Genomic DNA, 25,057 nt, shown 5'->3' on the forward strand with positions numbered 1-25,057 from the left:
TGGCGCTACGTGCTGGAGATCCCGACGCCTGCCAGTGTGAGCGGGGGTAGGCCATGCGCTTTGACATCCCCGTATTCTCCGGCATGCGGCCCTTGATTGACCCGCGTTTGCTTGAGCCCCACCAGGCGCAAGTCGCGGCAGACTGTGTCTTGTCTTCGGGCGCGCTCAAGGCCCTGCGCCGCATGCGCGTGGAGGCGCGGCTGGCCGTGCGCGGCGTTCAGGACATCCTGCGTTATGGTGGACAGTGGATGACCTTTTTCGAGCCGGTGAGCGTGTGCCAGTCCCTGGTGGCCTCGGACGAGCTGGACCGGGTATACTACACCGGGCTGGGCTCCGGGGCCATGATGTTCCGCCGGGCCGAGGGCGGCTGGGCGGGCGCACCCGTGCGCCTGGGCATCCCGGCCCCAACGGCCACGCCCACTTGTGTGGTCCAGGGCGAGGGCGATCCGAACGCCATCTACAGCACGTACTACCTCTTCACCCTCGTGAGTGATCTGGGCGAAGAAAGCGCTCCCAGTCCGGCCAGCGCGCTGATGGATGTGCAGACCGGTCAGCCTGTGCAGGTTTCGGGGCTTGTCTTGCCGGATATGACCAGGCGCAACACTGTGGCGCACAAGCGCCTGTACCGTGGCGTGAGCGGCACTCAGGCCACCCTGGAACAGCTCGTGGCCGAGATCGACGCGGACGAGGATTCGTATCTTGACAGCATCCCATCCTCGCATCTTGGCGAGGCACTGCCAACCGAGGGCTGGTTGCCCCCGCCTGATGGGCTCCAGGGTCTCACCGCCGTGCATGGCGGGTCGCTCGCCGGGTTTGTGGGGCACCGCCTTTATTTCTGTCAGCCCTTTGCCCCCTATGCCTGGCCGCGCGCCTTCTCGCACAGCCTGGAACACCCCATCGTGGCCTTGGCGGCCACGGGCGGCAATCTCGTGATCTTGACCGAGGCCTCAGCCTACGTGGTGAGCTGCGACGACGTGACAGCCACGGTGCCGAGAAAGCTGGAGGGCATTACGCCCTGTGTTGGGCCTCGCGGCGTGGTGTCCATGCGCCAGGGCGTGCTCTTTCCCGGCGTGGACGGCCTGTACCTGGTTGGCGGCGGCTCCAGTAGCCCGGAGAACCTGACGGCAGGCGTCATCTCCGAAGAGTTCTGGCAGGCCATGCGACCGGACACTTTCCGCGCCTGGGGCTTGGGCGAGCGCTACATCTGCTTCCACGAGGACGAGAGCGGCATGCGTCGCGGGTTCATCTTTGACCTGGCCGCACCTGGCATGCTTCTGGGCCTGTGGGCTTACTCCACATGCGGCTACTTGGAGCCTGAGGGCCGCAGGCTGCATCTGGGGTTTGAATCCGGCGGGCGCACCAGCGTGGCCCTTTGGGAGGGCGATGAGATCAAATGCAGCGCGCAGTGGATGAGCAAGGTCTTTCGCTTCCCGGCCCCGGTGAACATGGCCGCTGCGCGTGTGGAGGCCGAATTTCCGCCCATGCTGACAAAGGCGGAGTTTGAGGCGCGCCGGGCAGCGCTGGCCGAGAGCTACGCGGACGAGATCGCCGCAGGGGACCTGGGCGGCAGGCTGGGCACGGCCCTGTGCGGCAGCGTGATCTTCGGCGGAGACATCCTGGACAGCGTGAGCGCGGCCTACAGCGAGGAGCCGGTGCTGGCCTTCCAGCTCTATGTTGATGGTCGCGAGGTATACCGGCGCAACGTGACGAGCCCCGCCCCCTTCCCCTTGCCTGCCGCCTCTGGGCGTGAGGCCTGGGTGTGTATTTCTGGTGCCGTGGATGTGCGGCGCGTGAGCGTGGCCGGGAGCATGGCCGAGCTGAGGGCAAGCTGATGCGCACGCCGCTCTTGCCCGATGTGCGCGACGGCGTGCCCTCCTGGGTGCAAGCCTTTCTCCGGGCCGTACGTCAGGCGCTCATGGCCCTGGTGCATGGCGTGCCCGACCGCATGGGCCGGGCCGTGACGTTCAAGGATCTGGTGGAGATGGGGCTTGCTACCCAGGAAGCTGCGGAGCGTCAGGCGCAGGAGGGACGATGAACGAATTTCGCATGAGCCCTTATGTCGAGGTGGACGGTGTGCCCAGCTACAAGGACTCGGAGATACTGGAGCTGTATCGGCGCGTGGTGGCTGAGGGCTGCGCGCATGTGTTCCGAGACCGGAGCATTACAGGCGAGGGCGCATTCCTGCGCATGGCCAAGGCCCCGCACACGGCCTTTTACGTGGCCTACGTGCGCGGAGAAACGGCTGGCTGCGTTTGGCTGAACCGTTTCCAGGCGCGCTTTGCCCAGGCCAATTTCTTCACTTTTCGCCAGTTTTGGGGCCAGGACGCCCTTGATCTTGGCAGGCACTGCTTGCGCGAGCTGATCACAATGCGCGGAGACGACGGGGCATTTATCCTCGACATGCTGGTGGGCATCACTCCCGCAGACAACCCTTTGGCTGTGGCCTTCGCCCTGAAATGCGGCTGGAAGCGGCGCGGGCTGCTTCCCTTTGGCGCTTATGACGCTGAGGCGGGCGCGAGCTTGCCCGCTGTGTTGACCACTGTGACGCGGGAGGACGTGTGATGCGGGTCTACACCAGGATTGTCATCGACATGGCGAGCGGGGCCGTGCTGGAGGCCGAGGGCTTTGATTACGACGGCCCCGTGGCCTTGTGCAAGGGCGGCGGGGGTGGCAGCCAGACCACGAACACCCAGGACACCGAATACAACGCGCGCATGGCCACAATTGCCGAGTCCCAGCAGGGCATGGCCCAGGAGTATTTCGACTTCTGGAAGAGCGACTACAAGCCGCTTGAGCAGGAGCAGATCGCGGCCAACCGGGAAATGGTGGCTGCGGCCAAGCCCGTGCGCGACAAGTTTATTGAGGAGAGCTTAAGCGGCGTGAACGCCGAGGCTATTGCGGGCACGGCGCGGTCCGACGCCGAGCAGGCCATGACCACCGTGGACCAGGGCGTGACCCGGAACCTCTCACGCCTGGGCCTGAACCCCGACTCCGAGGCCTTTGCCGACACCCTGGGCCGCTCCCAGGCCCTGACCCGCGCCCGCACGGTGACGCAGTCTGCCAACACTGCCCGCGCCCTGGCCAGGAGCGAAAACTACGACCGGCTCCTGAAGGCCTCCAACCTCGGCATGGGCTAGGAGGATACCCGCCATGTTCGGACTCTATAAGGTGGACAACCCGGCGAACCGCGCCAGCCAGATGATGGACGGGGCCAAAAGCTCCTTTGCGGCCATGGGGCAGAACAGAAGCTCCACGACGGAAAGGACGCTGCCCGGCCCCACGGCGGGCGGCGCGGTGAGCGCAGGCATGGGCGGCGCACTGGCCGGTGCGGAGCTGACCAAGACCATCGGGGCCATGACCGCCAAGGGGGCCGTTGCTGGCGGCGGTGCCGTGGCTGGCGGTGTTGTCGCGCCAACTGTTGCCGCTGAGACCACTGCTGCTGTGGAGGGTGCCTCTGTCGCTGCGGCCACGCAGGCAGCCACTGCAACGGGAGCCGATGTCGCTGCGACCACGGCGGCGGGTTCGTCCATGGGGCCGTGGGGCGCGGGAATCGGTGCCCTGGTTGGCATCGGCGCATACCTGTTTTCATAAGGGGGCAGCATGCCGGACGAATACGGAAGACCGACGGGCGATGACTTTGTGAAGGTGGCCAGGGGCCTGCGTGATTACCGGGAGACTGCTAAGAAGGAAGACGAGGAGCGTGGCCTGGGCCTGGGCCTGGACGCTCTGGAGTCTAACCCGAACGCGGCCAGGCCCGAGGGCGTCTCTGGTGCTGTTTGGGCCAAGGCCCAGGAACAGCAGGGCAAGGCCAAGTCTGGCAGGCTGTTGGCCGACCAGGCCGGGCAGGCCTTGGAAGAGTCCAAACTGGCCAATGAGTATATGGAGCTGGCGAACAATGCCAAGACGCCGGAAGAGCGTTTGAGCGCCCTCGGTCAGGTCAACCCGAAGAGCCTGGCGGGCGCAAAGGCTCTGGCCAGCGTGCAGAAGCAGGTCCTGGGCACCCAGGAGAACCAGGTTGCCCTGCTCGGGTCGGTGCTCAAGAAGGGCACTGTCGAGTACGACAACGTGGTGCGCCCCGCGCTGGTGGCTGCAAATGACATGGCCGCCAAGGGCGACGAGGAAGGGGCTGGTCATACTCTGGCGCAGTTGAGCAAGACGCTGCCCCTGCGTGGCGAGTTCCGCTGGAACCCCGAAACAAGGACGCTCGACCACTACCATAACGAGCGCAACGCTGGGCTACAGCCGCAGGCCGAAGGCGATGCCACGCCCGGCGACGGCTACACGCCCACGGGCCGCTCCATGAGCGTGCGGGAGGCCCTTGATCTGGTGGGCAGCACGTCCAAGGAAGACTACGCCATGCAGATGGCGTCTCACCGGGTGACGAACATGGAGTTCAACGCCAAGGCCCTGGAGACTGGCGGGCATGTGGCCACCGGACCCAAAGGCGAGAAGCTGCGCGTCGTGCCGCTCATCAATCTGGACAACTCCACCCGGCAGTTCGCGGTGTTCGATGAGGCCGGAACGCACACGGCCACCCTCGGCAACGATGACTATCTCAAGTCCGGCATCATGGTTGTGAACAAGGAGCAGCGTGCCCTTGAGCATGAGCAGGCGAAGCTGGGCATGGAAGGGCGCAGACTTGCGCTCCAGGAGCAAGCCCTGGGCCTGCGCCAGGGCGCGGGCGAGGGTAAGACCAAGTCGCTTCTCGAAATGGCCCTGGCTGACCGCGAGAAGGCAGCGGCCCAGGCACAGAAGAACGACCCCTTCATTGATCCTGAAGAGGCCGAGCGGCAGGCCGATGCCACGGTGTTCCACAAGTACACCATCATGACGGGGAAAGAGGTTAAATCTTACGACGATCTGCGCGGGGTGATGCCGAAATCTGTGCGCCAGCCTGGCGTTGCGACTAGCCCCGATGATGGCGTGGCCCCGCCTCCCCGGTCCAGCGCGGCCAGCGCCCTGTACGACAAGATGCGTCCGCAGACCAAGAAATAGGAGCCCGCGATGCCCCAGACGCAGTTGGACAGCGACGTATTCGGGCTCTACGCCGACCCGAACTTTGCAAGCGAAAGCCCGGAGTTCAAGAGTGATTTCTTGAGCCAGTACTTTGACCAGCAGGTTGCGCCACGGCTTGAGCAGGTCGGCGGGGTGAACCTGGCGGATTCGCGTCAGCGCTTCGTCAAGGCCCATACCCTGGGGCCGGACTATGACCCCGAGGTGGCCTCGCTCTATGCAGAGAGGCCGGACTTTGCGACACAGAAGCCGGAGTTCCGGGAAAAGTTCCTGGGCAAGCTGTTCGACCAGAAGATGCGGGCAAGCGGCCAGTACGTGGAGCCGGGCACGCTCAGGGACGCGCGCGAGGCCTATGTCGCGCGCAACCTGACGGATGCCGACCGGGGCGACCTCTACGGCGTGCTCTCCTTTGCCAAGGACACGCTCAAGGCCCTGCCGCGCCAGGTGGGCACCACATTGCTCCAGGCTGGGCGCCAGGGCTGGGGCTTCCTTGATGCCCACTTGCACGAGGGGGCGCTGTCCCAGACCTTCGAGCCTTACAACAAGATCAGCGCGGACGGCAGCGACTACACCGATAAGTCGCGCGCCATCAAGGAAGGCGCGGACAACCTGCGCGATCTGCGCTACGCCGGGCACCCGATCCTTGGCAAGGGCTCGTATTTCAGCCCCACGGACGCGGCAAGCTCCGCCGGGTATGGCCTGGCCTCAAGCGTTCCCGCGCAGGTCGGCGGCCTTGTCGCTGGCCCCCCGGGCGCTGCGATTGGTGCCGCTGCGGGTGCCCCCGTTGCTTTCCTCTCGCAGCGCGACGAGTTTTTGTCGAACGTGCTGGAGAAGGCCAACGCGGAGCTGCAAAAGACTGAACAGCGCAGGCTCACCCAGGAGGAAGCCGACGCCCTTGTCGGCAAGTTCAGCGACGCGGCCAGCCGTTACGGTGCCTGGGAAGCCATTCCCGAAATGGCCTCTAATATGATCTTCGGTTCCGTGCTGGGCAAGGTTGTGCATGGATTTGCGGGAAAGACCATGCTCACCAGGGCCGCCAAGACCATAGGTGCCGAGGCCCTTGACTTTGCTGGAGAGCACGCGAGCGAGACGGCCTCACAGTGGGGTCAGGGCAAGGAAGAAGCTGCGGCTGGATTGCGTGAGAAGGCTCCGACGCTGCTTGAGGCCTACAAGGAACAGGCCCCCGTCACCAACGCCCTGTTCGTCGGAACCCGTGGGACGGGCCTGGCGCTTGGCAAGGCCGCAAACAAGCTCGGCATCCTTAAAACCGAGCCCGCCCTGGCCCCCGGCGAGCACAAGGACCTGCTCAACGACGCGCCCGCAGCCGAGCCGAAGCCTGCGGCCCCGGCCCAGGACTACTATGCCGAAGACGCATTGCGCAGCCGCTACCAGGAGGCGCACAGTGCCGCCTTCCCCACGGCCAGCGAACTTTTCCGGCCGGAAGACAGCGCGCGCAGCCCCTTGGCCTCCGCCGACACCCAGGCCGGCCTCGGGTTGGGGCTGGTTGAAAAGCCCGCGCAGCCCTCCGTAACCAGGGATCTGCTGACGCAGCCGCTCGCGCCGACTGCTGGCGGTATTGGCCTCGGCCTTGACCTGGCCCCGGAGGTTGTGCAGGCACTGTCCCGGCCCTTCTCCGCGCAGGAGTTGGCGGCCACGGCCCTGGAGCGCCCCGAGCTGGCCCAACCCGCGCCGCTGGCCCAGCCTGTTGCAGTGCAACAGCCCCCGGCCCAGATGCAACAGGATTCAGTTGCACCCCTGCAACAGGCCCCGGCAGCCGGGCCGCAGGGCACTCCCGTTGCCCAGCCTGGACCCGTGCAACAGGCCCCGGCCCAGCAGCAGGGCAGCCCAGCCTCCCAGGCCATGCGTGCAGAGCAAGACGCCATCAAGGCCAGCTTTGCGGCCCTGCCAGTACCTGAAACCATCCTGCGCGCCGACGGCAAGCCCTTCCCGACCAAATCGGCGGCAGAGTCCCAGGCTGGTGTGCTGCGCCGCAATGGCCGTTTTGCCACGGTAATGGCCAATCGGGCTGGGGGCTTTGTCATCGAGGCCCGCGAGGGACTGTTTGAGGACTCGGACACAGGCTACGCAGTTAAGCAGGCCGTGGAAAACAGGGATGCAAAGACCCTCTGGGACTACCTGCGCCTGGATACCAACAAGAACTCGCGCGAGTTGTTCTATCGCCTGACCGGCACCCAGCCGACCAAGACGCAGCGCGATCTGCGCGCGGCTATAGACGCCTGGTCCAGCGCAGGCGATCAGGCAGGGCAGGGTGAAGCGGCGGGGGAAAGCACCGCGCCTGTCGCTCCTGGCTCGCCCGTGCCCGCCGCTCCGGTCGCGCAGCACACCGGCCTGGACGCCGAAACCCAGCAGGCGAACCTGGCCGCCAACGAGGATCTGCGCGCCAGGGGAGAGAAGGTTGCGCATGTGGTCCGGCGCGAGAACCCTGGCGGACGCCCCGTGCTGGAGGCCTTCGACGATTCCGGGCAGCTTGTGGCCCACAAGGCAGGCCCCGGCGGGCGCGGCATCGACGCGATCTTGGTGGAGAAGGGCTACTACCCCGGCAACAGGCGCAGGCAGTTCGCCGTGCCCAAGGACTGGAGCCCTAGCCGCGAATATTTCGAGGGTGGCCAGCCGCAGGGCGCAGCCTCTGCCGAAGCCTCTGCGGCCGCACAGCCGCAAGGCGTGGACAACAACCCCGAAGCCGCCCAGGCCGCGCTGCCTCCCGGCCCCAAGACGGTGGCCAGCAACGTGGCCGAGGCCCTGGCCAAGGGCGAAAAGTTCACCTGGCGCGAGTTGCAGGCCTGGGCCAACGAGGGCTTTGGCGGCACACAGGCGGAAGGGCGGTGGAACATCAAGGAAGCCTACGACGCCATGGAAATGGGCGTGAACCAGTACCTGGCCACGCGCGGCCTGAATCCCGGCGAGGCGGACGCCAAGGCCATGAAGGCCATGGTCAAGGAGATTGAGGACCACGTGCTGGCCCTTCTGCCCACGCAGACCAAGCGCACCGAGGAGCAACTCGAGTTCCAGCAGTTCTCCACGCCGCCGCACCTGGCCGCCGTGGCCGCCTGGGTGGCCAGGCCCAGCGCAAAGGATGTGGTGTTGGAGCCAAGCGCGGGCATCGGCGGCCTGGCCATGTTCGCCAAGAACGCCGGGGCCGACGTACACGTGAACGAGCTGGACCCGCGCCGCCGGGCGCTCTTGTCCGCCCTGGGCTTTTCCTATGTCACCGGCGAGAACGCCGAGCAGCTCCACAACATCCTGCCCGAGGATGTAAAACCCACGCTCGTCATTATGAATCCGCCGTTTTCGTCCACCGCCGGGCGCATGAAGGGTCAGCGCAAGACCAAGAACGTGACGGCGCACCTGGACCAGGCATTGGAAAGGCTGGAGCCCGGCGGGCGCTTGGTGGCTATCCTCTCCCCTGGCATGGGCGCGGACAAGGCGCACATGGCTGAGTGGTGGCGAAAGACCAGGGAAGAGAATACCCTGCGCGCCAATGTCTACCTCGATGGCGAGATATACAAGAAGTACGGCACCAGCTTCGACAACCTCATGGTGGTCATTGACAAGGTGCCACCTCATGGTAATGACTATGTAAACATCGAATGCAAGAACCTGAACGAGGCCATAGACGCCTTGACCGAGGTGCGCGATGCCCGAGCAAATTCCGCAGAACGAGTCTCCCCTGAACCGGGCGGCCAAGAAGGCCTTGAAGCAGGCCGGACAGCAGAGCTGGCCGGAGAGCCTGTACGCACTCCAACTGGCGCACTGGGCGCTGGAGACGGGGGCAGTGAAGGCCAAGGACCCGGCGTTGGAGGAGTACGTGGAGACGCTGCTCTACCGGCGCACGCCGGAGCACGGGCAGAGGGCGATTCTCGTCCAGGTGGAGGACGCGAGCCCCGAGGTGCCCGTGGACCACAGTCCCGGAATGAGCCCGGAGCGGCTGGCGGCAGCGATCTTGGACAATCTCTCCATGAGCCTGGCGGAGCAGAACCCGGCCTACATGAGCGCGGAGCGAGTGAACATGACGCGCGCCCGGTAGAGGTCGAGGCCGTCTCGCACAAGGTCGAGTCCCAAGGCGAGATCACCGAAGCGCTTTTCGAGTCCTACCGCCCCCAGCGCGTCCGCGTGAAGGGCGCGAAGCCCCACCCCACCCCCCTGGTGCAAAGCGCGGCCATGGCCGCCGTGGAGCCGCCTGCGGCCACGTACGCTCCGCATCTGCCCCGTGCCGCTGTGGAGTCTGGCGCGCTGTCCGATGCGCAGCTCGAACAGGTGGTCTACGCTGGCCAGGCCCACGCCGACCTGCTGCCCGACGGCTCGCGCCGGGGATACTTCATCGGCGACGGCACGGGCGTGGGCAAAGGCCGCGAAATCTCCGGCATCATCCTGGACAACTGGAACCAGGGCCGAAAAAAGGCCGTGTGGGTCACGTTCAACGGCAGCCTGTTCGAGGATGCCGGGCGTGACATGCGCGGCATTGGCGATGATTCGGGCAAGCTGTTCCAGTTGGCCGACACCAAGCTTGGCGAGGACGTCAAGCGCGGTGATGGCGTGCTCTTTACCACCTACGCCACGCTGCCTCAGCTGCCCAAGGGCGCAGGCAAGGCCGGGAAGGAAGCCTTTTCGGGCGGTCGCCTGGACCAGATAGAGAAGTGGCTGGGCAAGGACTTTGATGGAGTTCTGGTCTTTGACGAGTCGCACAAGATGGGCAACGCCATCGAGGTCGAGGGCGCGCGCGGCAAGAAGCCGCCTGCCCAGCAGGCCCTGGCTGGCGTGGAGCTGCAAAAGCGCCTGCCAAATGCCCGCGTGGTCTACGTTTCGGCCACGGGCGCAACCGAACCCAGCAACTTAAGCTACCTGGAACGCATGGGCCTGTGGGGCGAGGGCGCGCCGTTTGCAAACAAGCGCGACCTTGTCAACGCCATCGAGGCGGGCGGCGTGGCTGCCATGGAGCTGGTCTCCCGCGACCTCAAGGCCATGGGCGGCTACATGGCGCGCACGCTTTCTTATGATGGTGTCACCTACAGCCGCCTGGACCACGAGCTAACGGAGTACCAGCGCAAGGCCTACGACACCTATGCCCGTTCGTGGCAGATCGTGTTGGAGAACATCAACGACGCCTTGGAGGAGACCGGCCAGGACAAGAACGGCCAGGCCAAGAGCGCGGCTATGAGCCTGTTCTGGGGCAACCACCAGCGCTTTTTCGGCCAGGTGCTCACCAGCATGACCATGCCGAGCGTCTTGGCCGACATCAAGGCCGAGCTGGCTGCCGGGCATTCCTGCGTGGTGCAGCTCACCAACACCAACGAGGCCGCCCAGGAGCGCGCGCTGACGCAAGCCAGCATCAGCGGCGAGGACCTGGCCAGCCTGGACATCACCCCCCGACAGATGCTCATGGACTATGTGCGCCGGGCCTTCCCCATTCATCAGTTCGAGCAGTACCTGGATGAGGACGGAAACGAGCGCTCGCGCATTGTGAAGGATGCGGGCGGCAGCCCGGTGGAGAACCGCCAGGCCGTGAAGCGGCGCGACGGGCTCCTTGAAAAGCTCGGCGCGCTCAAGGTGCCCGGCAACCCGCTGGACATGATCGTGGAAGAGATCGGCCCGGACATGGTGGCCGAGGTCACGGGCCGCTCGCGCCGGGTGATTTTGGGCAAGGAGGAGCGCCGGGGTACCGCCGCCGGGGCCAAAGAGGCCCAGGACTTCATGGACGGCCGCAGGCGCGTGCTGGTGTTCAGCCAGGCGGGCGGCACGGGCCGGAGCTACCACGCCGACAGAGGGGCCAAGAACCAGGAAAAGCGCATCCACTACATCCTCCAGCCCGGCTGGCGCGCCGACGCGGCCACGCAAGGTTTGGGCCGCACCCACCGCTCAAACGAGGCCCAGCCCCCGCACTACAAGCTCGTCACCACGGACCTGAAGGGGCACAAGCGCTTCACCAGCTCCATTGCCCGCAGGCTGGACCAGCTCGGCGCGCTCACCCAGGGCCAGCGCCAGACCGGCAGCCAGGGCCTGTTCAGCGCCGCCGACAACCTGGAGAACACCCTGGCGAACGACGCCTGGGTGTGGCTGGCCGAGAGCATCTACTCCGGCAAGGTTCCGGGCGTGGACTACAAGGAGTTCGTCAGCCAAACCGGCTTAAAGTTGGAAAAGGAGGATGATACTGGACTTCGGTTCGACCCTCCGCCCATTAAGCAATTCTTAAACCGCCTGCTGTCCATGACCGTTGATTTTCAGAACCAGGTCTTTGACGCCTTTGAGTCGCGCCTGCGCGACGTGTACGCCAATGCCGAAGCCCACGGCAACCTGGACACAGGCATGGAGACGCTCAAGGCCGAGCGCATTGACGTGGTGCGCGAGGAAGTGCTGCACACTGATACGCGCAGCGGGGCGGAGACAAAGGCCCTCGCGCTCAAGGTGCATGTGCTGCGCGACCTCATGGACCATGCCCGGCTTTTGCGCGAGCACGGTGAGCCCTCGGAAGGCTGGTGGCGCAACAAGAACAGCGACAGGGTCTATGCCGCTTACTCTGGCGGAGTGAAACAGAACCTGGACGGTGAGATGGAGGAGAAGGTCCTGCTGCGCGGGGTGAACGCTAAGAGCCCCAACCGTGTCGGCATGGACATGCTCCACGAGAACTACGCGGCCATGGACCCCAAGGAAGCCGCCACGGCCTGGGACAAGGCCTTTGCCGAAACCGAAAAGACCAAGGAACAGGAACGCTGGCTTTTGACTGGCATGCTCCTGCCCGTGTGGAAGCAGATCAGCGGCAAGGCCAACGTCTACCGACTCCAGGACAGCCAGGGGCAAAGGCACCTGGGCCGCCTGCTCTCGCGTGATGAATACAACCAGACCCGCAAGAACATGGGCCTGGGCGTGGACCTGCCGAACTACAGCCCCAAAGAGGCGCTGGCCGCGATTCTTAAGGGCCGCAAGCTGTCGCTGCGCGGGGGGTACGAACTTGAGGCCCGGCGCGTTTCCGGCGAGATGCGCATCGAAGTTACCGGCGAGGCCGTGGCCTGGCAGATGGATCAGTTGAAGAAGTTCGGGGCCTTCTCCGAGATCATCCAGTACCGCACACGGCTCTTTGTGCCCACGGGTGAGAAGGGCGTGGCCTTCATGGAGCGCATGCTGCCCACGCATCCGCTGGTGGGCGATGAGCAGTCATACTCCCGCGCTTCGGCAGACGTGCATTTCTCTGTTCGCCCCGAGGACGGCGCGCCTGGCCAGGGCATGAGCGCGAACAAGGTTCGCGGGGCCTTGCAGGACATCCAGGCCAAGGCCAAGAACGCCAGGCCTCTCACTGTTGTGCAGACTTTCGAGGACCTTCCCCAGCGCATCAAGCGCGAGGCGCGCGCCCAAAAGGTTTCCGTGGTGGAGGGTTCGTACGACGCCCATGACGGCACCGTGTACATGGTGGCCGACGCCCTCACGAGCCGCAAACGGGCCGTAGAGGTGTGGATGCACGAGCAGTGCGCCCACCGTGGCCTGCGCGGCCTGTTTGGCGACGACCGGCGCTTTGGCCAGTTCCTGCGCGGCGTGTTTGAATCCGCCGGGGGCAAGGCCGCCTTCCGCGAGATTTCCGATACCTACGGCTTCACCCTCACCAACCAGGCGGATCAGCTCCGCGCGGCTGAGGAATACCTGGCCCGGCTCACGGAAAAGGTGCGATTGGAGGAGGCTCTCACCGCTCCAGAGGCGCGCGTGTGGCGGAAGCTGGTGCGTTTCGTGAAAGAAATGCTCAGGACGCTGGGCGTGCGGGTGAACTTCTCGGATGCGGAGATCGAGGGTGTGGTGCGCGAGGCCGTGCTGTGGACCTTCGAGGGTGGCCAGGCAGCAACGGCAGAAGGGGTGCGCTTTTCCATCCCCTCGCGGGGGCAGAGCAAGGCCCTGGATTCGGCCCTGGATAAGATCGGCGCGCCGCGCACCGGCATGCGCGAGCGAGTGGCGGCCTTGCGCGACCGTTTGCGCGCGGAGTCCGAGCAGGGCGTGTTCGACCGCTTCGCCAGCTTGCGCACAGTGGATGAGGCCGCAGGCGTTCAGAGAGCGGAGGACTCGGCCTACATCGCGGCACGCATGACCACGAGCTTGGGCGACGTAATGACCGCCATTGTGCAGCACGGCGCGCCCATCTGGCGTGATGGTGCTGTGGACGTGGACGGCATGCACAAGGGCTTTGCCAGCGTGTTCAAGCCCGTTGAGGGCGAGATTGACCGCTGGTGCGCCTGGATGGTGGCCAAACGAGCGGAGAAGCTGGCCGCCGAGGGCCGCGAGAATCTGTTCACGCCGGAGGAGATCAAGGCGCTTAAGGGCCTGAACGCCGGGCGCGAGCGCGACTATGACCAGGCCTGGCGCGACTACGTGCGCTTCAAGACGAAGGTTCTGGATTTCGCCGAGGCTGCTGGCGTCATCGATCCTGCTGGCCGAGTGCTGTGGGAGCACGACGAGTACATTCCCTTCTACCGTGTGACGGAACAAGGCGAGATCACCGGCCCCAAGGACAAGAAGGGCCTGGCCAACCAGACCTCCGGCATCAAGACCCTCAAGGGCGGAACCAGCAACATCGGTGATCCCTTTGAAAACATTGTCCGAAACTTCACACACCTGGTGGACGCGGCCATAAAGAACCATGCCATGGACCTGGCCATGCAGAACGCCGTGGCGGCGGGCGCGGCCTTTGAAACGGGGCTCAAGTGGGAGGCTGTGCGCCTACCTGCCGGGGCCATGCAGGCCGCCCTGCGCAAGGTCTTTGGCGACAAGGAATCTGTCTGGTCCATGAACGATGCCCAGCGCGCCAGTCTCCAGAACGTGTTCCACCTGGCAAGGCCCACGGGGAGTGACATCGTGCACGTGCTGCGCGGGGGCAGGCCGGTATACTACCAGGTGGGCGACCCGCTTCTGCTGCGTGCGCTGACGGCCATGAATCAGGCAGCCTGGAACAACTGGGGCATGCGTGGCATGCGCTTCTTCAAACGTCTGCTGACGCGCGGCGTGACGGCCACGCCGGACTTCATGCTGCGCAACCTGACGCGCGACACGTTGAGCGCCTGGGCGGTGGATGGCTCGGGCTCCTTCAAGCCCGTGCTGGGCTCTCTGCGGGGGCTGGTGAAGACGCTCAGGCAGGACGAGGACACCGTACACATGCTGGCCGCCGGAGCCTCATTCCAGGGTGGCCACGCCCTGGGGCACGATCCTGCGGCGGCCAAGATCATGGTGGACCGGCTCATGAAGAGGCATGGCATAGCCAAGGACTCGGTGCTCGACACCCCGAAGAAGCTGGCCAGCTTCATGGGCAAGGCCTGGGCCTGGTGGGAGGAGAAGGGCGGGGCCGTGGAGAACTCCACGCGCGCGGACATCTACGCCCAGATGCGCAGGAAGGGTGCCACGCACCTGGAGGCGGCCTATGAGGCCAAGAACATCATGGACTACTCCATGCGCGGCGACTGGCCCGCTATCCGCTTCCTGTGCGAGGTCGTGCCGTTCTTCGGCGCGCGCCTGACCGGTCTGCACCGCCTGGGCCGGGGCTACATGGAGAACCCGCGCGCGTTCCTGATGAAGGGCGGTCTGGTGGCCCTGGCATCAACGCTGCTCTACCTGGCCAACCGCGATGATGAGGAGTTCCAGGCCCTGGAGGACTTCGATCGGGACAACTACTACCACTTCTTTGTGGACGGCGGGCACTATCGCCTGCCCAAGCCCTTTGAGGTGGGCGCGATCTTCGGCACCTTGCCCGAGCGCATCGTGGAGCAGTTTGTGGATGACAAGGCCACGGGCGCGCTGTTTGCGGAGCGCATGGCCTACATGCTCACCCAGACCTTCAATGTGGGTCTGCCCCAGGTTGCTGCCCCGTTCATGGAAGAATGGGCGAACAAGGTCGCCTTCACTGGTCGGCCCATCGTGAGCCAACGCCTGGCGCGGCTGCGCCCCAGCGCGCAGCGCGATCCCTGGACCAGCGCCACGGCCAGCGAACTGGCCAAGGGCTTGGATGACTCCGGCCTGCCCCTGCCCGAGGCCCTGCGCAGCCCCAAGCGCCTGGAGCACCTGGTGAACGCCTTCTTTGGGACGCTCGGCTCGTATGTGCTTTCCGCCGCCGACATGGTGACGGAATCCTTGTATGACTATCCCGACCGCCCGACTGCGCGTGCCTCGGACATGCCCCTGGTGCGCAGCTTTTACCGCGAAAGCCCGGCCCGGCACAGCAAGCAGGACACGGAAATCTACGAGATGATCCGCGAGGTGCAGACCCTGTACGCCACGGTGAAGGATCTACGCCGAACAGGGGATAAGGAGCGGGCGCAGGAGATCATTGAGGGCAACCGGGAGAAGCTGGGGTTGCGCCGGGCGGCAAGCCAGGTGGAGCTGCGCCTGGCCGAGTTCAACAAGCAGGCGCGGCTGATCCACGCCGACCGGGGCATGAGCCCGGAGCAGAAGCGCGAGCGCCTGGACACGCTGACGCAGAAGCGCAATGAGTTTGTGAACCGGGCGTACGACAAGATGCGGGAGCGTATGGACAGATAGGGGGAGTGGGCGTGCAGTGTGCGCTGGTGTTCGATGATTCCAAGCTGCCGCGCCGTGCGCGGGTCAAACTCTGGCTGCGCCGGGCAGGTTACGCCAGCCTGGCCGCCCTGGCCCGTGACATGGGTGTACACCACACCTATCCAGGCAAGATGCTGGTGTCCGGGAAGGAGACGGTGACGCCGGAGTGGCGGGAGTGGCTGCTGGAGCGGGGGTGTCCGGAGGGGCTGCTGTGAAGGGTATGCCGTCAAGCGGACGTAGCTATAGTCGAACCTACTTCCCTTTCTCCAGCTTCTCGATGAGCGCCTGCACATTGCGCATGTTTTCTTCAACCAACTCGCGATAATATGGCGCTTCCGACGTGCTGTATACATCGAATGCGGACGTGTAATGCTTCAGGGCCTCGCGCGCCTTGGCCGCGTCTTGAGCTTTCTCGGCGAGCGCTTTCAGCGCAGCGCCCAGATTGTTCTGGGTCGCGGCCCAGTTCAGGGGGCCAATAGAACCGCCCCCATGCGCCGCCAATTCTAGGCGGCGCATGGGGGCGGGACAGGATGAAGGGGTTCAGGAGGGGCAGGAAGGGCTAGTCCCCCCACGGCACAATAGCTCACGTACTTTTCCTTGAGCGACTGTCCGTATTCCGGCCGTTTGGAGTGCATGACCTTGAAGCTCTTGAGCAGATAGGCCAGTTCCTCAGGCGTGACGTGGTAGAGCCCGGCCACAAGGCAGTCGTTGCGGATGCGGAGCATATCCACCTTTTTCGGGGTATCTGGGATGTCCTTCTCCTCGATGCCGAACCGGGCACCAAGCTCGGCGAAGCCGTCCCGGTTATAGTGCAGGGTCAGGCGCAGGGAGTTGCGGACAAGCTCCTTGTAGACCGCCGTGTCCGTCAACTCGGAATCGGTGGGCTGGGGGAGCGGCAGGCGCATCAGGTAAGTCTTGTTGACATGGATGCTCACGGAGAAACGCAGAATCCAGTCCACCACGAGGCTATTGAACACGGCTTGAGCAAAAAGCAGGCGTTCAACTGACACTTCTGAGACGGAGACCTTCTGCTTCCCCTCAAAGCGGTAATATTTGGGGATGGAAACCCATAGGGTATTCTGCGCGCCAACGGCTTGCGGCACCAGCGCCGTGATGAGCGTCCGCTCGTCGGTGTCGCGGGCGATGTCGCGGAAGCCAAGGCGGAAATAGCCCCGGTCCGGCTTCACGAACTGGCCGAGGTCTTCCCGGTCTGCCACCCCAACGGCATCCAGGATAGCCAGCTTTTGGTTGGCCAATTTGGGCAGGGGCAAGGCCGGGTAGATGTCGGCAATGAGGCGGCTTATCTCCTTGCCGCGCAGGTAGTCGTCAAAGACCTCGGGGTTCAGCCAATACTCGGGCTCGGCATAGAGGCTGTCATACTGCCAGACGGAAGCCCCTTTGTAGAGGGGCAGGTCCTCGGGCCGCCTGCGCTCCCGGAATATTTTCTTGTCGTTGGTGGCATGAAGCTCGGTGCGGAAGTCCAGCCAATCCGGCGAGAGGGGCTTGAACAGGCCATAGAAACGCCGGAGCAGGTCCAGGTCCGCCCTGCCGCCGCCAACCTCCATAAAGGCCATGTGCCCCGGCGAGGTGGCGCGCACATCCTGCACGGAATAGTCGAAGCGGCCTTCCTCCGTGTCCAGCACGCGTGGGTCCGTCAGCATGAAGCGCATTTTGCTTGCGTGGTCCGCGTCGGGGTGGGTGCGCTCGATTTGGAGCAGGCCGAACTTGTAGCGGACGTCAACATCCGGGAAGAGCAGCTCCCGGTTTTCGAATCCGTCGAAGCTATTGATGCGGTAGCGCTCCAGGATGTGCTTGCGCAGGGTGTCGGAGCCTTCATCCGTAAGCAGGCCCGTGGGCAGAATGTAGTTGAGCGTGCCGCCGGGCAGGAGCAGGCCGAGGTTGCGCTCCACAAAGAAGCGGAACAGATTGCCGTCGCCGGAACCGGCGTTCAGTACGTAGGCCGCCTTGTAGTACTCATTCACGGCCTGCACCCAGTCCTTGTCCTCATCATACTGCTTGCGGATGTGCGGCTTGTCCAACAGGTCGGCCTGCACCTGCGCCTTCTGGCTGTTGGTCATGCTCCGGTAGTTGGAGCGGTACTGGCTGAAGAAGTCCGGGTCGAGGAACTTGGTTTTGTCCCACGGCGGATTGCCAACGATGACGTGGAAGCCCTGGCCTTCGCCCGAGGCGAAGACCTCGGGGAACTCCAGCTCCCAGTTGAAGAAGTGGTACGTGTCCTTGTAGGTCTGAATCCTGAGGGCGAGGGCGGTGTCCTTCTGGTCGAAGAGCTTGCGGGCCAGCTCGCCGGTCTTGGACAGGAGCTCGGCCTCCCTGGTCTTGCCTTCGTGATGGAGCATCTTGCGCAGGTTCACCAGGTTCAGGGCGTCATCGAGCCGCTGGAGCATGGGGACGATTTCGTTCTTGTAGAGGGCCTTGGAGCGGTTCACCTCTTCCGGGGTGGTATCCCGGATGGCGCTCAGCTTGGCGAAGACATCGCGGAGCTTGGTGAACTCCTCCTTGAGGGCGTACTTGAAGAGCTGGTCCTTGTAGCCGCTGATGTAAAAATCGAAATCCGCGATGGTTGCGCCGATGAGCGCGTTGCCCACCTTTACGTGGTGCTCAATGAAGGACAAGGGCGTGCCGAATACGAAGGTGTCTATCCACAGGGAGAGGTGGGCAAGCTCGATGGCGAAGGGTTGCATGTCCACGCCGTAGATGACCTGCTTGAGCAAGAGCCGCTTCAGGACAGCGAACTCGTCGATTTCCACGGTGATGCGAAGCGCCGCGAGAGCGGTCTCAATTTTCGCCTTCTCGGTCGCGAGCTGGGCCGCCAGGGCCTCGTCCTCGCCCATGTGGTCGAGCGCCTTGCGGGTGATGTAGCTCAAGGCCTCAATAAGCAGGTGCCCGGAGCCGCAGGCGTTGTCCAGGATGCGCAACTTGAGGATGGAGTCCAGCTTGCCCAACTGGTGGTCGATGGCTTGCCGGACGAGGGGGAAGGAAAGTTCCGAGGGCGTGTAGTAGCTGCCAGCGGCCTTGCGGGAGTTCTGCGAACTCACAAGATAGAGCTCTCCCTGGGGCAGTCTGCGTTCGTCGTGGATTTCGCAGAACTTATCCGCGCGCAGGTTCGCCGCGTCGTAAGTGTCGAAGAAGCCCTCCTGGGACTTCCAAACCCCCTTCTCCTTGATGCGGTAGATGATGTAGCTCAGCTCCTCCTCGGCAACGCGGAACTCGAACTCCAGAAGCCCTTCGTAGATTGCCCCGAGATGTGTCACAGACAGCGTGCGGAAGTCGCGACGGAGCAGGCCCCCCTGCCAGCAGAACAGGTCTCGCAGGATGGCTTTGAGCAGAGCGTCATCCATGACCTGCGGCTTGGTCAGCAAGGTTGCCCTGCGATTGTCGAACAGGCCGCCATTCAAGAGTGGGATGCCCAAGTCTGCGTTGCCATCGTTCAAGGTCGCAAATAGCGTTTTCAGGTTGTTCCAGCCCCTATGAGGGGCGGCAGGATTCGTCCCAAGACCGTTGTAGAGCTTGCGCAAAGAGAGGTCGGGATATGACGGGTGGGAGTCCAGTTGCTTGGCGAACTTATCCTCGAAAAAAGCGATGAAGAGCAGACGGAACACGAGGTAGAGGCTGTTCTCGAAGACGAGCCTCAGATTGCTCGGACTGGCGGTCTTGCCCGTGGCCGCGAACAATGCACGTCCTATGCGTTCGAACAGGGAGTCTTCGCCGTCAAGGCCATAGATGACCTTGCGCAGGTCTTCTTCAACGGCGCGGCGAGCCTGGGCTTCCTGCCAAGCCATGACCTTGATGGGGGCGGGCTTCTCGGCTTCGTCCGCCACAAAGTTCGCACGCCGGAAGAAGTGCAGAAAGTACCGGAAGGCTTCAACGTCATCCGCCTTGATGATGGCCGCGAGGTCGATGCGCAGGTACCGCTTTTCGCTGGTTACTTTGGTGTTGTCGACAAGCCACCACTCCACCGCGTTGCTCAGCATGCCGTACTCAAGGCGCGTGTAGCTCAGGTATTCCAGGAGCTGGAGGTAAGGGTTGTTGTCCTTGTCGGCCTTCTTGGTGTCCAGCGCCTTCTTCGCATCCTTCGACTCGCAAAAAGCGATGATGTCGCCGAGGGCGGTTTTCCGCTCTTCTTTGCCAAGCTCAATGTAGGCTCCAAGGGCCGATGAACTGGGGAACAGGGTCCAGTCCGGCTTCATCTGCTTCCCATGAACCACCTTGATTTCCTGGTACAGCGGGAACCAGCCGAGGAGCTGAAGGGTCGGCTTGATGACGAAGTCTTCAAGCTGGGATTCGTTGAGTGCCATGATGTTCTGCGCCGCATAGATCGCCTTCACTTGCGCGAAAACTGGCGAGGAGTCCTCAAGCGCCGGGAGCAGCTTGGGGACATCATTCTCGAAGTAGTTCTGCTCGAAAATCTGGTTGGTCACAAACGCATCAAGGGGGTGCGACATGGCTACAGTCCTCCGCGCAAGGCCCCGTACCAGGGTTTGCGCAAGGTACTGTACAGAAAGATGTAATGAACTGCTAGGGGCTGGACTGTGCCGTTTCGCTTTCTCCCAGCGCCCCCCTTCACCCCAGCAGCTTCAGCTGCACCGCTCCGCCTACGTTGACCGTGTGGTCATGGGCGTGCGCTTGAGGATGTCGAACACGCGGCGGTCGGACAGGCGGTGGGTGCGGGCCAGCCGCTGCACAGCCTCATTGCCGCTCATGGCCTGAATTAGCCGCTCGTTCGCGCGGCAGAAGACCACATCCCACTCCCGGTTCAGGGAATATGTGTCGGCGGCAAACGGGGGCGGGACAGGACGAAGGGGTTCAGGAGAGCGCTAAGAATCAACGCTCGAAGCGAATCCCAAGCAAACTGCCCGCGTCTGTGTCGTCAGTCAAACGCAAAACGACGTGATCTTCAACGCTAAAGTCTTCAGAAAAGTCGCACGTGGGAATGTTGTCAGAATTATAAGTGCAGATGTACTGAAATCCTAGCCTGTTTGATTCTTGCTTTGCTAATTCTAACGCTTTTGCTCTTTGCCGCTCGTCAACATCAGCAAAGATAATACTGTCGTGGGCAATGAACCCAGGGGACTTATCCCTAGAAGACCAAAGCTGGGCTACGGCAATGTCAAAGCAGAAGATTTGCATGTTGCCAACGCCGTGGCTGTCTCTTGCAGGGATGTGAACATCGAAATAGAGGCCATTCGGCTTTGCTTCAATCTTCAACATCCCCGACCTGTTATACAGGAACCTTGAATTCGCATCAAAAAATGCAATGGCAGCATCTTTTTGCTCAGAACGATCTTGTAAATCTTGTACTGTGCGCGTGAACAAAAGCTCTTTCTCTACCCTGACGGCACTACTTTTCTGACCCAGCGCGCGTAGGCTTTCAATCCGCTGTTCAATCGATTTAAGAGACTCAACTTGCTTTAAGTGTGCCTCTTGCAGCTTTGTATATTCATCGAGGGCCCCACTAGTCCGAAGAATTTCCATCAACTTTGCGCGTGTTTCGATAAGGGCAGCTAGTTTATTGGTGCGGTCTTTGATTACGGCGCGTAAGTTTTGGGCCTCAGCCTGGAGGAACTCGCGACGATTTTTGACAACTGTGCGATGGAACTCTCGAACATCCCGAAGGCGAGCAGTGACAATGCCGGGCAGTTCAATGCGAGCTGAGCGATACAAAGAAATTAGCTTGTCTTCGCCAAGGTAGTTTTCGCTTGTGATGCTTTGTTCATACCCCTTGAGTGTGTTTGCATCGAGCGCATTATCATTGTGCGCCTTTTGGATTTCCCTAGTTAGGTCGTTTGCCTGTTGTTCCAGGTCACGATAGTTTGGTGTAACCCTGAAAGATTTTAAGCCTTGAGAGTTGACGCGAACGCTTGTGGCAAGCTGAACACGTTTTGCATCCAGCGTCCCCAGTGAGCAGTCTGCACTGTCACCCCCGATCTCTTTTATCGCCTTCTCCAAAACGCTGACTTCAGCTTTTGCCTTTGCGAGGTTCCCCCATTCAGCGGCAAGCTGCCAAGACAGGTTGAGAAGAAATGATGTATGAATCCATTTTGAAATTGTACTTTGCTTTTTAAAGAACTGAAATGGCTCGTCATATGAATCTTTGTTAACTCGGAGGAAGTATCCAATTAGTGAACGGAACGACACTCCTGACGTACGCCCACCTAATCCAAACATATATAAGCCGAGCACGATGCACCAAGATTCGACAGGAAATGTAACTTGTTCACAGTCAGAGTTTGGAGGAACAGGCCATGACGGCAGATCACTCCCATATACTCGCACTAGATGATTTTCATCTACGGAACGAGTCACTTGAATAGTCTTTCCATCAAGGTCGAAAGTTAATGTGAACTCCCAACCAGAAAGGGCCGGGACACATGGAGTGCTTTTATTCGTAATTGACGAACCGAGGCAAAAATCTATGATTGCAAGCAAGGTCGTCTTTCCAAGAGAGTTGCGAGAGTCCCGAACCGATGCGGTCGTAGATCGATCCGCGAGAATGATATTCAGTCCGGGTCGAAAATGAACTTCCCGAAACGAAGGCATATTTGCAGTGACAGCGTGAATCACGAGCGTCTCCTGAGAAGGCCGTGAGATATGTCAACAGCTCCAATTGCGTACAAAAAATCTAGTGCCAGAAGCAATCGCTCAAATGAACGGACGGCGGAATTGCGCCTCGCCACTTCCCAAAGGGTTGTGATCGTCATTGGTTGCTTAAGGGTCTGAAGAATGACCCCTCCCAAGCCCAGCAATGAGTCTTGTGGGAGGATATGCTTATTGGGGAGAATCATTTTTCAAATATGTCGCAAAGTTCGAAGAAATAACTGACGATTGCAATATTTGCAGCTTTCATCTGAAGCGTTGGTCTGTCTAGCAAGCTAATCATTGCCTCAAATAGTCTGTCTCCACGGTACCCCGCATTATAGCAATCAGCGTAGCGAACTCGGAGACCGGTAACAAGTTTGCTTGAAAAGTCAGGAACTGTTTGCTCCATGGCCGCAAGGAAATCGCGCACATTTTGCCCAACCGCCATCCCCATGGTGATGTACATATGGCTTTCAGCCCCAAGCTTATTCCGCTCAAGCTTTGCCTGAGGAGGGACGATGGTCAGTTCCCTGTAATTGCCAGCGTATGTTGCAATCCCCTCACAGGCCTGATTGAGTTCCTCGAAGCTAAGATCCGGCATGCTCTGTGCCGTCACCATGGCGACCCAGTCCAAGTGGTCTTGTTTCCAACGGAGGAGAGTGTCAGGAGGATATGCGAGAGGCTGTCCGTCAACAGTATCGTGACAATTCGGGCACAGCAGCAAGAGGTTAGGCAAAGCATCAACTAGTTCTTCTGGATATAAGGGGTCAGCCCTAGGTCCCGATTTGCCATGCGCCCGAATATGCGCAATCTTTCCAATGGGCTTGGCTGGGTCAGTTGTAGTGGCTGGAAGTACCACGTCCCTACGGCATTTCGGATTGCAGCAGCGCGCAGCTGTCTGACCCCAAAGAAGTTTTATTGTCTGAACGGAGTATTGTCTCGCCATACCCGCCACGCACCAACTGACCTGCCCCCCTAAACCCGGTCCAGGAATTATGTTAGAGTTCCTGACCAAGGAGGAGGGGATATGGCCAGGAAAGGACGAGCGCCGGAGCAGATTATTGCCATGTTGAGAGAGGCCGAGGTGTCCTTGGCTCAGGGCAAGACGGTGGGTGAATTTTGTCGTGGGCGGGAGATTTCAGAGCAGACCTATTACCGATGGCGCAATGAGTATGGTGGGCTCAAGGTCGACCAGGCCCGGAAGCTCAAGGCGCTGGAGAAAGAGAATGGTCGGCTGAAGAAGGCTGTGGCAGAGTTGACCCTGGACAAGCTTATCCTGCAGGAGGCGGTAAGGGGAAACTTCTAAGCCCTTCCAGGCGCCGGAAGTGTGTGGCCCATGTCAGCGTAGCTCTCAAGGTATCTGAGCGTCGAGCCTGCCAAGCTTTGGAACAGCCTCGCTCCACGCATAGATACGAGAAAATCACCATGAGTGATGAAGAGCCTCTGACCTCAGCCATCATCCACTTCGCAAGTGAATTCGGTCGATTTGGCTACCGCCGTGTGCACGCTATGCTGCAGCACGCAGGATGGACCGTAAATCACAAGAGAGTGGAGCGCATCTGGCGACAGGAAGGGCTGAAGGTCCCTCAGAAGCAGCCGAAACGGGGCAGACTCTGGCTCAATGATGGCTCATGCATCCGGTTGAGACCATGCTGGCGGAATCATGTCTGGTCCTATGACTTCGTCATGGCCAGAACGCATGATGGCCGGGCGTTTCGAATCCTTGTGATCATTGATGAATTTACACGTGAATGCTTGGCCCTTGTTGTCGCCCGGCAACTGCGCTCAGACGATGTGATGTATTGCTTAGCAGAGCTTTTCGTTGACCGTGGACCACCGGACCATATTCGTTCAGACAACGGCTCCGAGTTCGCCGCGCATGCTGTCCGGGACTGGTTGGGTAAGGTCGGCGTAAAAACGCTGTTCATTGAGCCTGGCTCACCTTGGGAGAACGGCTACTGCGAGAGCTTCAACGGAAAGATGCGGGACGAGAAGCTGAACGGAGAGATATTCTACACGCTGCGGGAAGCCCAGGTCGTTCTGGAAATGTGGCGTCAGGAGTACAATACAATCAGGCCGCACAGTTCGCTAGGACAACGTCCACCAGCGCCGGTCGCCACCCTGCCCCTCGGGCCAGGGTGCTCCCCCTGGGGGCCACCTCTTGCGCCAAGAGGGGAACATGGACTAACACAATAAGTGGTACAACTTTTGGGGGCAGGTCAGTTACGAAGCTGTCGTCCACCGCGCTACTGGTCGGCCAGTCGTCATCGCTGGGGAGGACAGGGCTTTCGTGCATCATGAGGCTGCTGCCGCAGATGGCAGCAAAGGTGGTGGTATCGTCAGGATCCTGGTGAACCGGCGCGTAAGCCAGCGTGTCCGAATCCTGACCATCTCGGCTCAGGAGCACGATGGCGATGAGCAGCGCTGTGCAGATGAGGATGCCGTCCATAAGATCTCCTTGGTTTTGTGCGTTCGGGAAGATGACATATAGCACAAAACGACAGGCGAGCCCAGGAAAAAGTGATCATCTTCGGTGTGTTGCGCAAGATTTCCTACTAGCGGGGTAGCCGCCCGAACCACGTCGCAAGCGCCAAGGTTCTCTGCGGGTTTCCGGTGCCAAGGCCCCACGTATGCGTGGCGCGGGTCAGCGAAGCAGGCCGACACGCTGCCCATCATCTTTGACTTGAGCCCTCGCCGGCGGCGTAACATCTTCGACCGTCGCCCCGCGAACAATGCGCTGCACGAGCAAGCGGTGGGAGGCAAGGCGCGGCGTAGCCGCCCCCGAAGGGGTTGCCTTGCCGCACGCCGTGCTCGTGCTACCGTGCGCGTAGCGATGGTCTAGCTGAAGGAAACGAAGGAAACGAAGGAAACGAAGGAAACGAAGGAAACGAAGGAAACGAAGGAAACG

At 62.0% G+C, this 25,057-nt stretch carries 14 protein-coding genes; 9 read left to right on the top strand and 5 right to left on the bottom strand.

From position 1 onward, the window contains the following. The first annotated feature begins 53 nt into the window (after positions 1–53). Genes RDU24_RS11720 through RDU24_RS11755 form a run of 8 tightly spaced genes read left to right on the top strand, consistent with a single transcriptional unit; the run spans position 54 to position 15,767 of the window. Positions 54–1,832, top strand: a complete 1,779-nt coding sequence (locus tag RDU24_RS11720; RefSeq protein ID WP_308735949.1) for a hypothetical protein — start codon at positions 54–56, stop codon at positions 1,830–1,832. Further along, positions 1,832–2,035 carry a hypothetical protein gene (locus RDU24_RS11725; RefSeq protein WP_308735950.1) on the top strand — a complete coding sequence of 68 codons (204 nt, stop codon included), beginning with the start codon at positions 1,832–1,834 and terminating at the stop codon, positions 2,033–2,035. The genes RDU24_RS11720 and RDU24_RS11725 overlap by 1 nt, the downstream gene beginning before the upstream one ends. Next, entirely contained in the window at positions 2,032–2,562 is a 531-nt protein-coding gene (locus tag RDU24_RS11730) for a GNAT family N-acetyltransferase (RefSeq protein WP_308735951.1), read from the top strand. Before RDU24_RS11725 ends, RDU24_RS11730 begins: the two co-directional genes overlap by 4 nt. Continuing rightward, positions 2,562–3,137: a hypothetical protein gene (locus tag RDU24_RS11735; RefSeq protein ID WP_308735952.1), complete on the top strand. Its 576-nt coding sequence runs from the start codon at positions 2,562–2,564 to the stop codon at positions 3,135–3,137. The genes RDU24_RS11730 and RDU24_RS11735 overlap by 1 nt, the downstream gene beginning before the upstream one ends. A gap of 13 nt (positions 3,138–3,150) precedes the next feature. Then, positions 3,151–3,591 carry a hypothetical protein gene (locus RDU24_RS11740; RefSeq protein WP_308735953.1) on the top strand — a complete coding sequence of 147 codons (441 nt, stop codon included), beginning with the start codon at positions 3,151–3,153 and terminating at the stop codon, positions 3,589–3,591. Between the two features lie 9 nt (positions 3,592–3,600). Beyond that, the gene (locus tag RDU24_RS11745) at positions 3,601–4,995 is read left to right on the top strand and encodes a hypothetical protein (protein WP_308735954.1); all 1,395 of its coding nucleotides are present in this window, start codon (positions 3,601–3,603) and stop codon (positions 4,993–4,995) included. Between the two features lie 9 nt (positions 4,996–5,004). Next, positions 5,005–15,534 carry a strawberry notch-like NTP hydrolase domain-containing protein gene (locus tag RDU24_RS11750; RefSeq protein ID WP_308735955.1) on the top strand — a complete coding sequence of 3,510 codons (10,530 nt, stop codon included), beginning with the start codon at positions 5,005–5,007 and terminating at the stop codon, positions 15,532–15,534. A 26-nt stretch (positions 15,535–15,560) separates the two neighbouring features. Beyond that, the gene (locus RDU24_RS11755) at positions 15,561–15,767 is read left to right on the top strand and encodes an XRE family transcriptional regulator (protein WP_308735956.1); all 207 of its coding nucleotides are present in this window, start codon (positions 15,561–15,563) and stop codon (positions 15,765–15,767) included. 37 nt (positions 15,768–15,804) lie between these two features. Here the strand turns inward: RDU24_RS11755 and RDU24_RS11760 are convergent, their stop codons facing one another. The 5 genes from RDU24_RS11760 to RDU24_RS11775 all read right to left on the bottom strand — a co-directional run bounded on the left by RDU24_RS11760 (position 15,805) and on the right by RDU24_RS11775 (position 22,783). Then, on the bottom strand, positions 15,805–16,068 hold the full coding sequence (locus RDU24_RS11760; protein WP_308735957.1) for a hypothetical protein: 264 nt from the start codon (positions 16,066–16,068) through the stop codon (positions 15,805–15,807). Continuing rightward, positions 16,056–20,015 (bottom strand): Eco57I restriction-modification methylase domain-containing protein, encoded by a 3,960-nt coding sequence (locus tag RDU24_RS11765; protein WP_308735958.1) that lies wholly within the window; start codon positions 20,013–20,015, stop codon positions 16,056–16,058. The genes RDU24_RS11760 and RDU24_RS11765 overlap by 13 nt, the downstream gene beginning before the upstream one ends. Positions 20,016–20,394: 379 nt before the next feature. Then, on the bottom strand, positions 20,395–22,134 hold the full coding sequence (locus RDU24_RS11770; protein WP_308735959.1) for an ABC-three component system protein: 1,740 nt from the start codon (positions 22,132–22,134) through the stop codon (positions 20,395–20,397). Beyond that, complete coding sequence (locus RDU24_RS16030; RefSeq protein WP_374989769.1) at positions 22,131–22,355, bottom strand: ABC-three component system middle component 6; 225 nt, start codon at positions 22,353–22,355, stop codon at positions 22,131–22,133. Before RDU24_RS16030 ends, RDU24_RS11770 begins: the two co-directional genes overlap by 4 nt. Beyond that, complete coding sequence (locus RDU24_RS11775; protein ID WP_308735960.1) at positions 22,352–22,783, bottom strand: ABC-three component system protein; 432 nt, start codon at positions 22,781–22,783, stop codon at positions 22,352–22,354. The genes RDU24_RS16030 and RDU24_RS11775 overlap by 4 nt, the downstream gene beginning before the upstream one ends. Positions 22,784–23,176: 393 nt before the next feature. Between RDU24_RS11775 and RDU24_RS11780 the strand changes: the two genes are divergently transcribed. Next, positions 23,177–24,345, top strand: a protein-coding gene (locus tag RDU24_RS11780; protein WP_308735961.1) for an IS3 family transposase whose coding sequence is annotated in 2 segments (ribosomal slippage) — positions 23,177–23,438 and positions 23,438–24,345 — 1,170 coding nt in all. Because the reading frame shifts where the segments join, the coding sequence is not laid out codon by codon here. Positions 24,346–25,057: the final 712 nt, after the last annotated feature.

Source organism: Humidesulfovibrio sp. (assembly GCF_031082295.1).
Lineage (GTDB): Bacteria > Desulfobacterota > Desulfovibrionia > Desulfovibrionales > Desulfovibrionaceae > Humidesulfovibrio.

Coding starts and splice junctions, on each gene's coding strand:
- RDU24_RS11720 (WP_308735949.1), top strand. CDS start 54: ATGCGCTTTGACATCCCCGTATTCTCCGGCATGCGGCCCTTGATTGAC.
- RDU24_RS11725 (WP_308735950.1), top strand. CDS start 1,832: ATGCGCACGCCGCTCTTGCCCGATGTGCGCGACGGCGTGCCCTCCTGG.
- RDU24_RS11730 (WP_308735951.1), top strand. CDS start 2,032: ATGAACGAATTTCGCATGAGCCCTTATGTCGAGGTGGACGGTGTGCCC.
- RDU24_RS11735 (WP_308735952.1), top strand. CDS start 2,562: ATGCGGGTCTACACCAGGATTGTCATCGACATGGCGAGCGGGGCCGTG.
- RDU24_RS11740 (WP_308735953.1), top strand. CDS start 3,151: ATGTTCGGACTCTATAAGGTGGACAACCCGGCGAACCGCGCCAGCCAG.
- RDU24_RS11745 (WP_308735954.1), top strand. CDS start 3,601: ATGCCGGACGAATACGGAAGACCGACGGGCGATGACTTTGTGAAGGTG.
- RDU24_RS11750 (WP_308735955.1), top strand. CDS start 5,005: ATGCCCCAGACGCAGTTGGACAGCGACGTATTCGGGCTCTACGCCGAC.
- RDU24_RS11760 (WP_308735957.1), bottom strand. CDS start 16,068: ATGCGCCGCCTAGAATTGGCGGCGCATGGGGGCGGTTCTATTGGCCCC.
- RDU24_RS11765 (WP_308735958.1), bottom strand. CDS start 20,015: ATGTCGCACCCCCTTGATGCGTTTGTGACCAACCAGATTTTCGAGCAG.
- RDU24_RS16030 (WP_374989769.1), bottom strand. CDS start 22,355: ATGATTCTCCCCAATAAGCATATCCTCCCACAAGACTCATTGCTGGGC.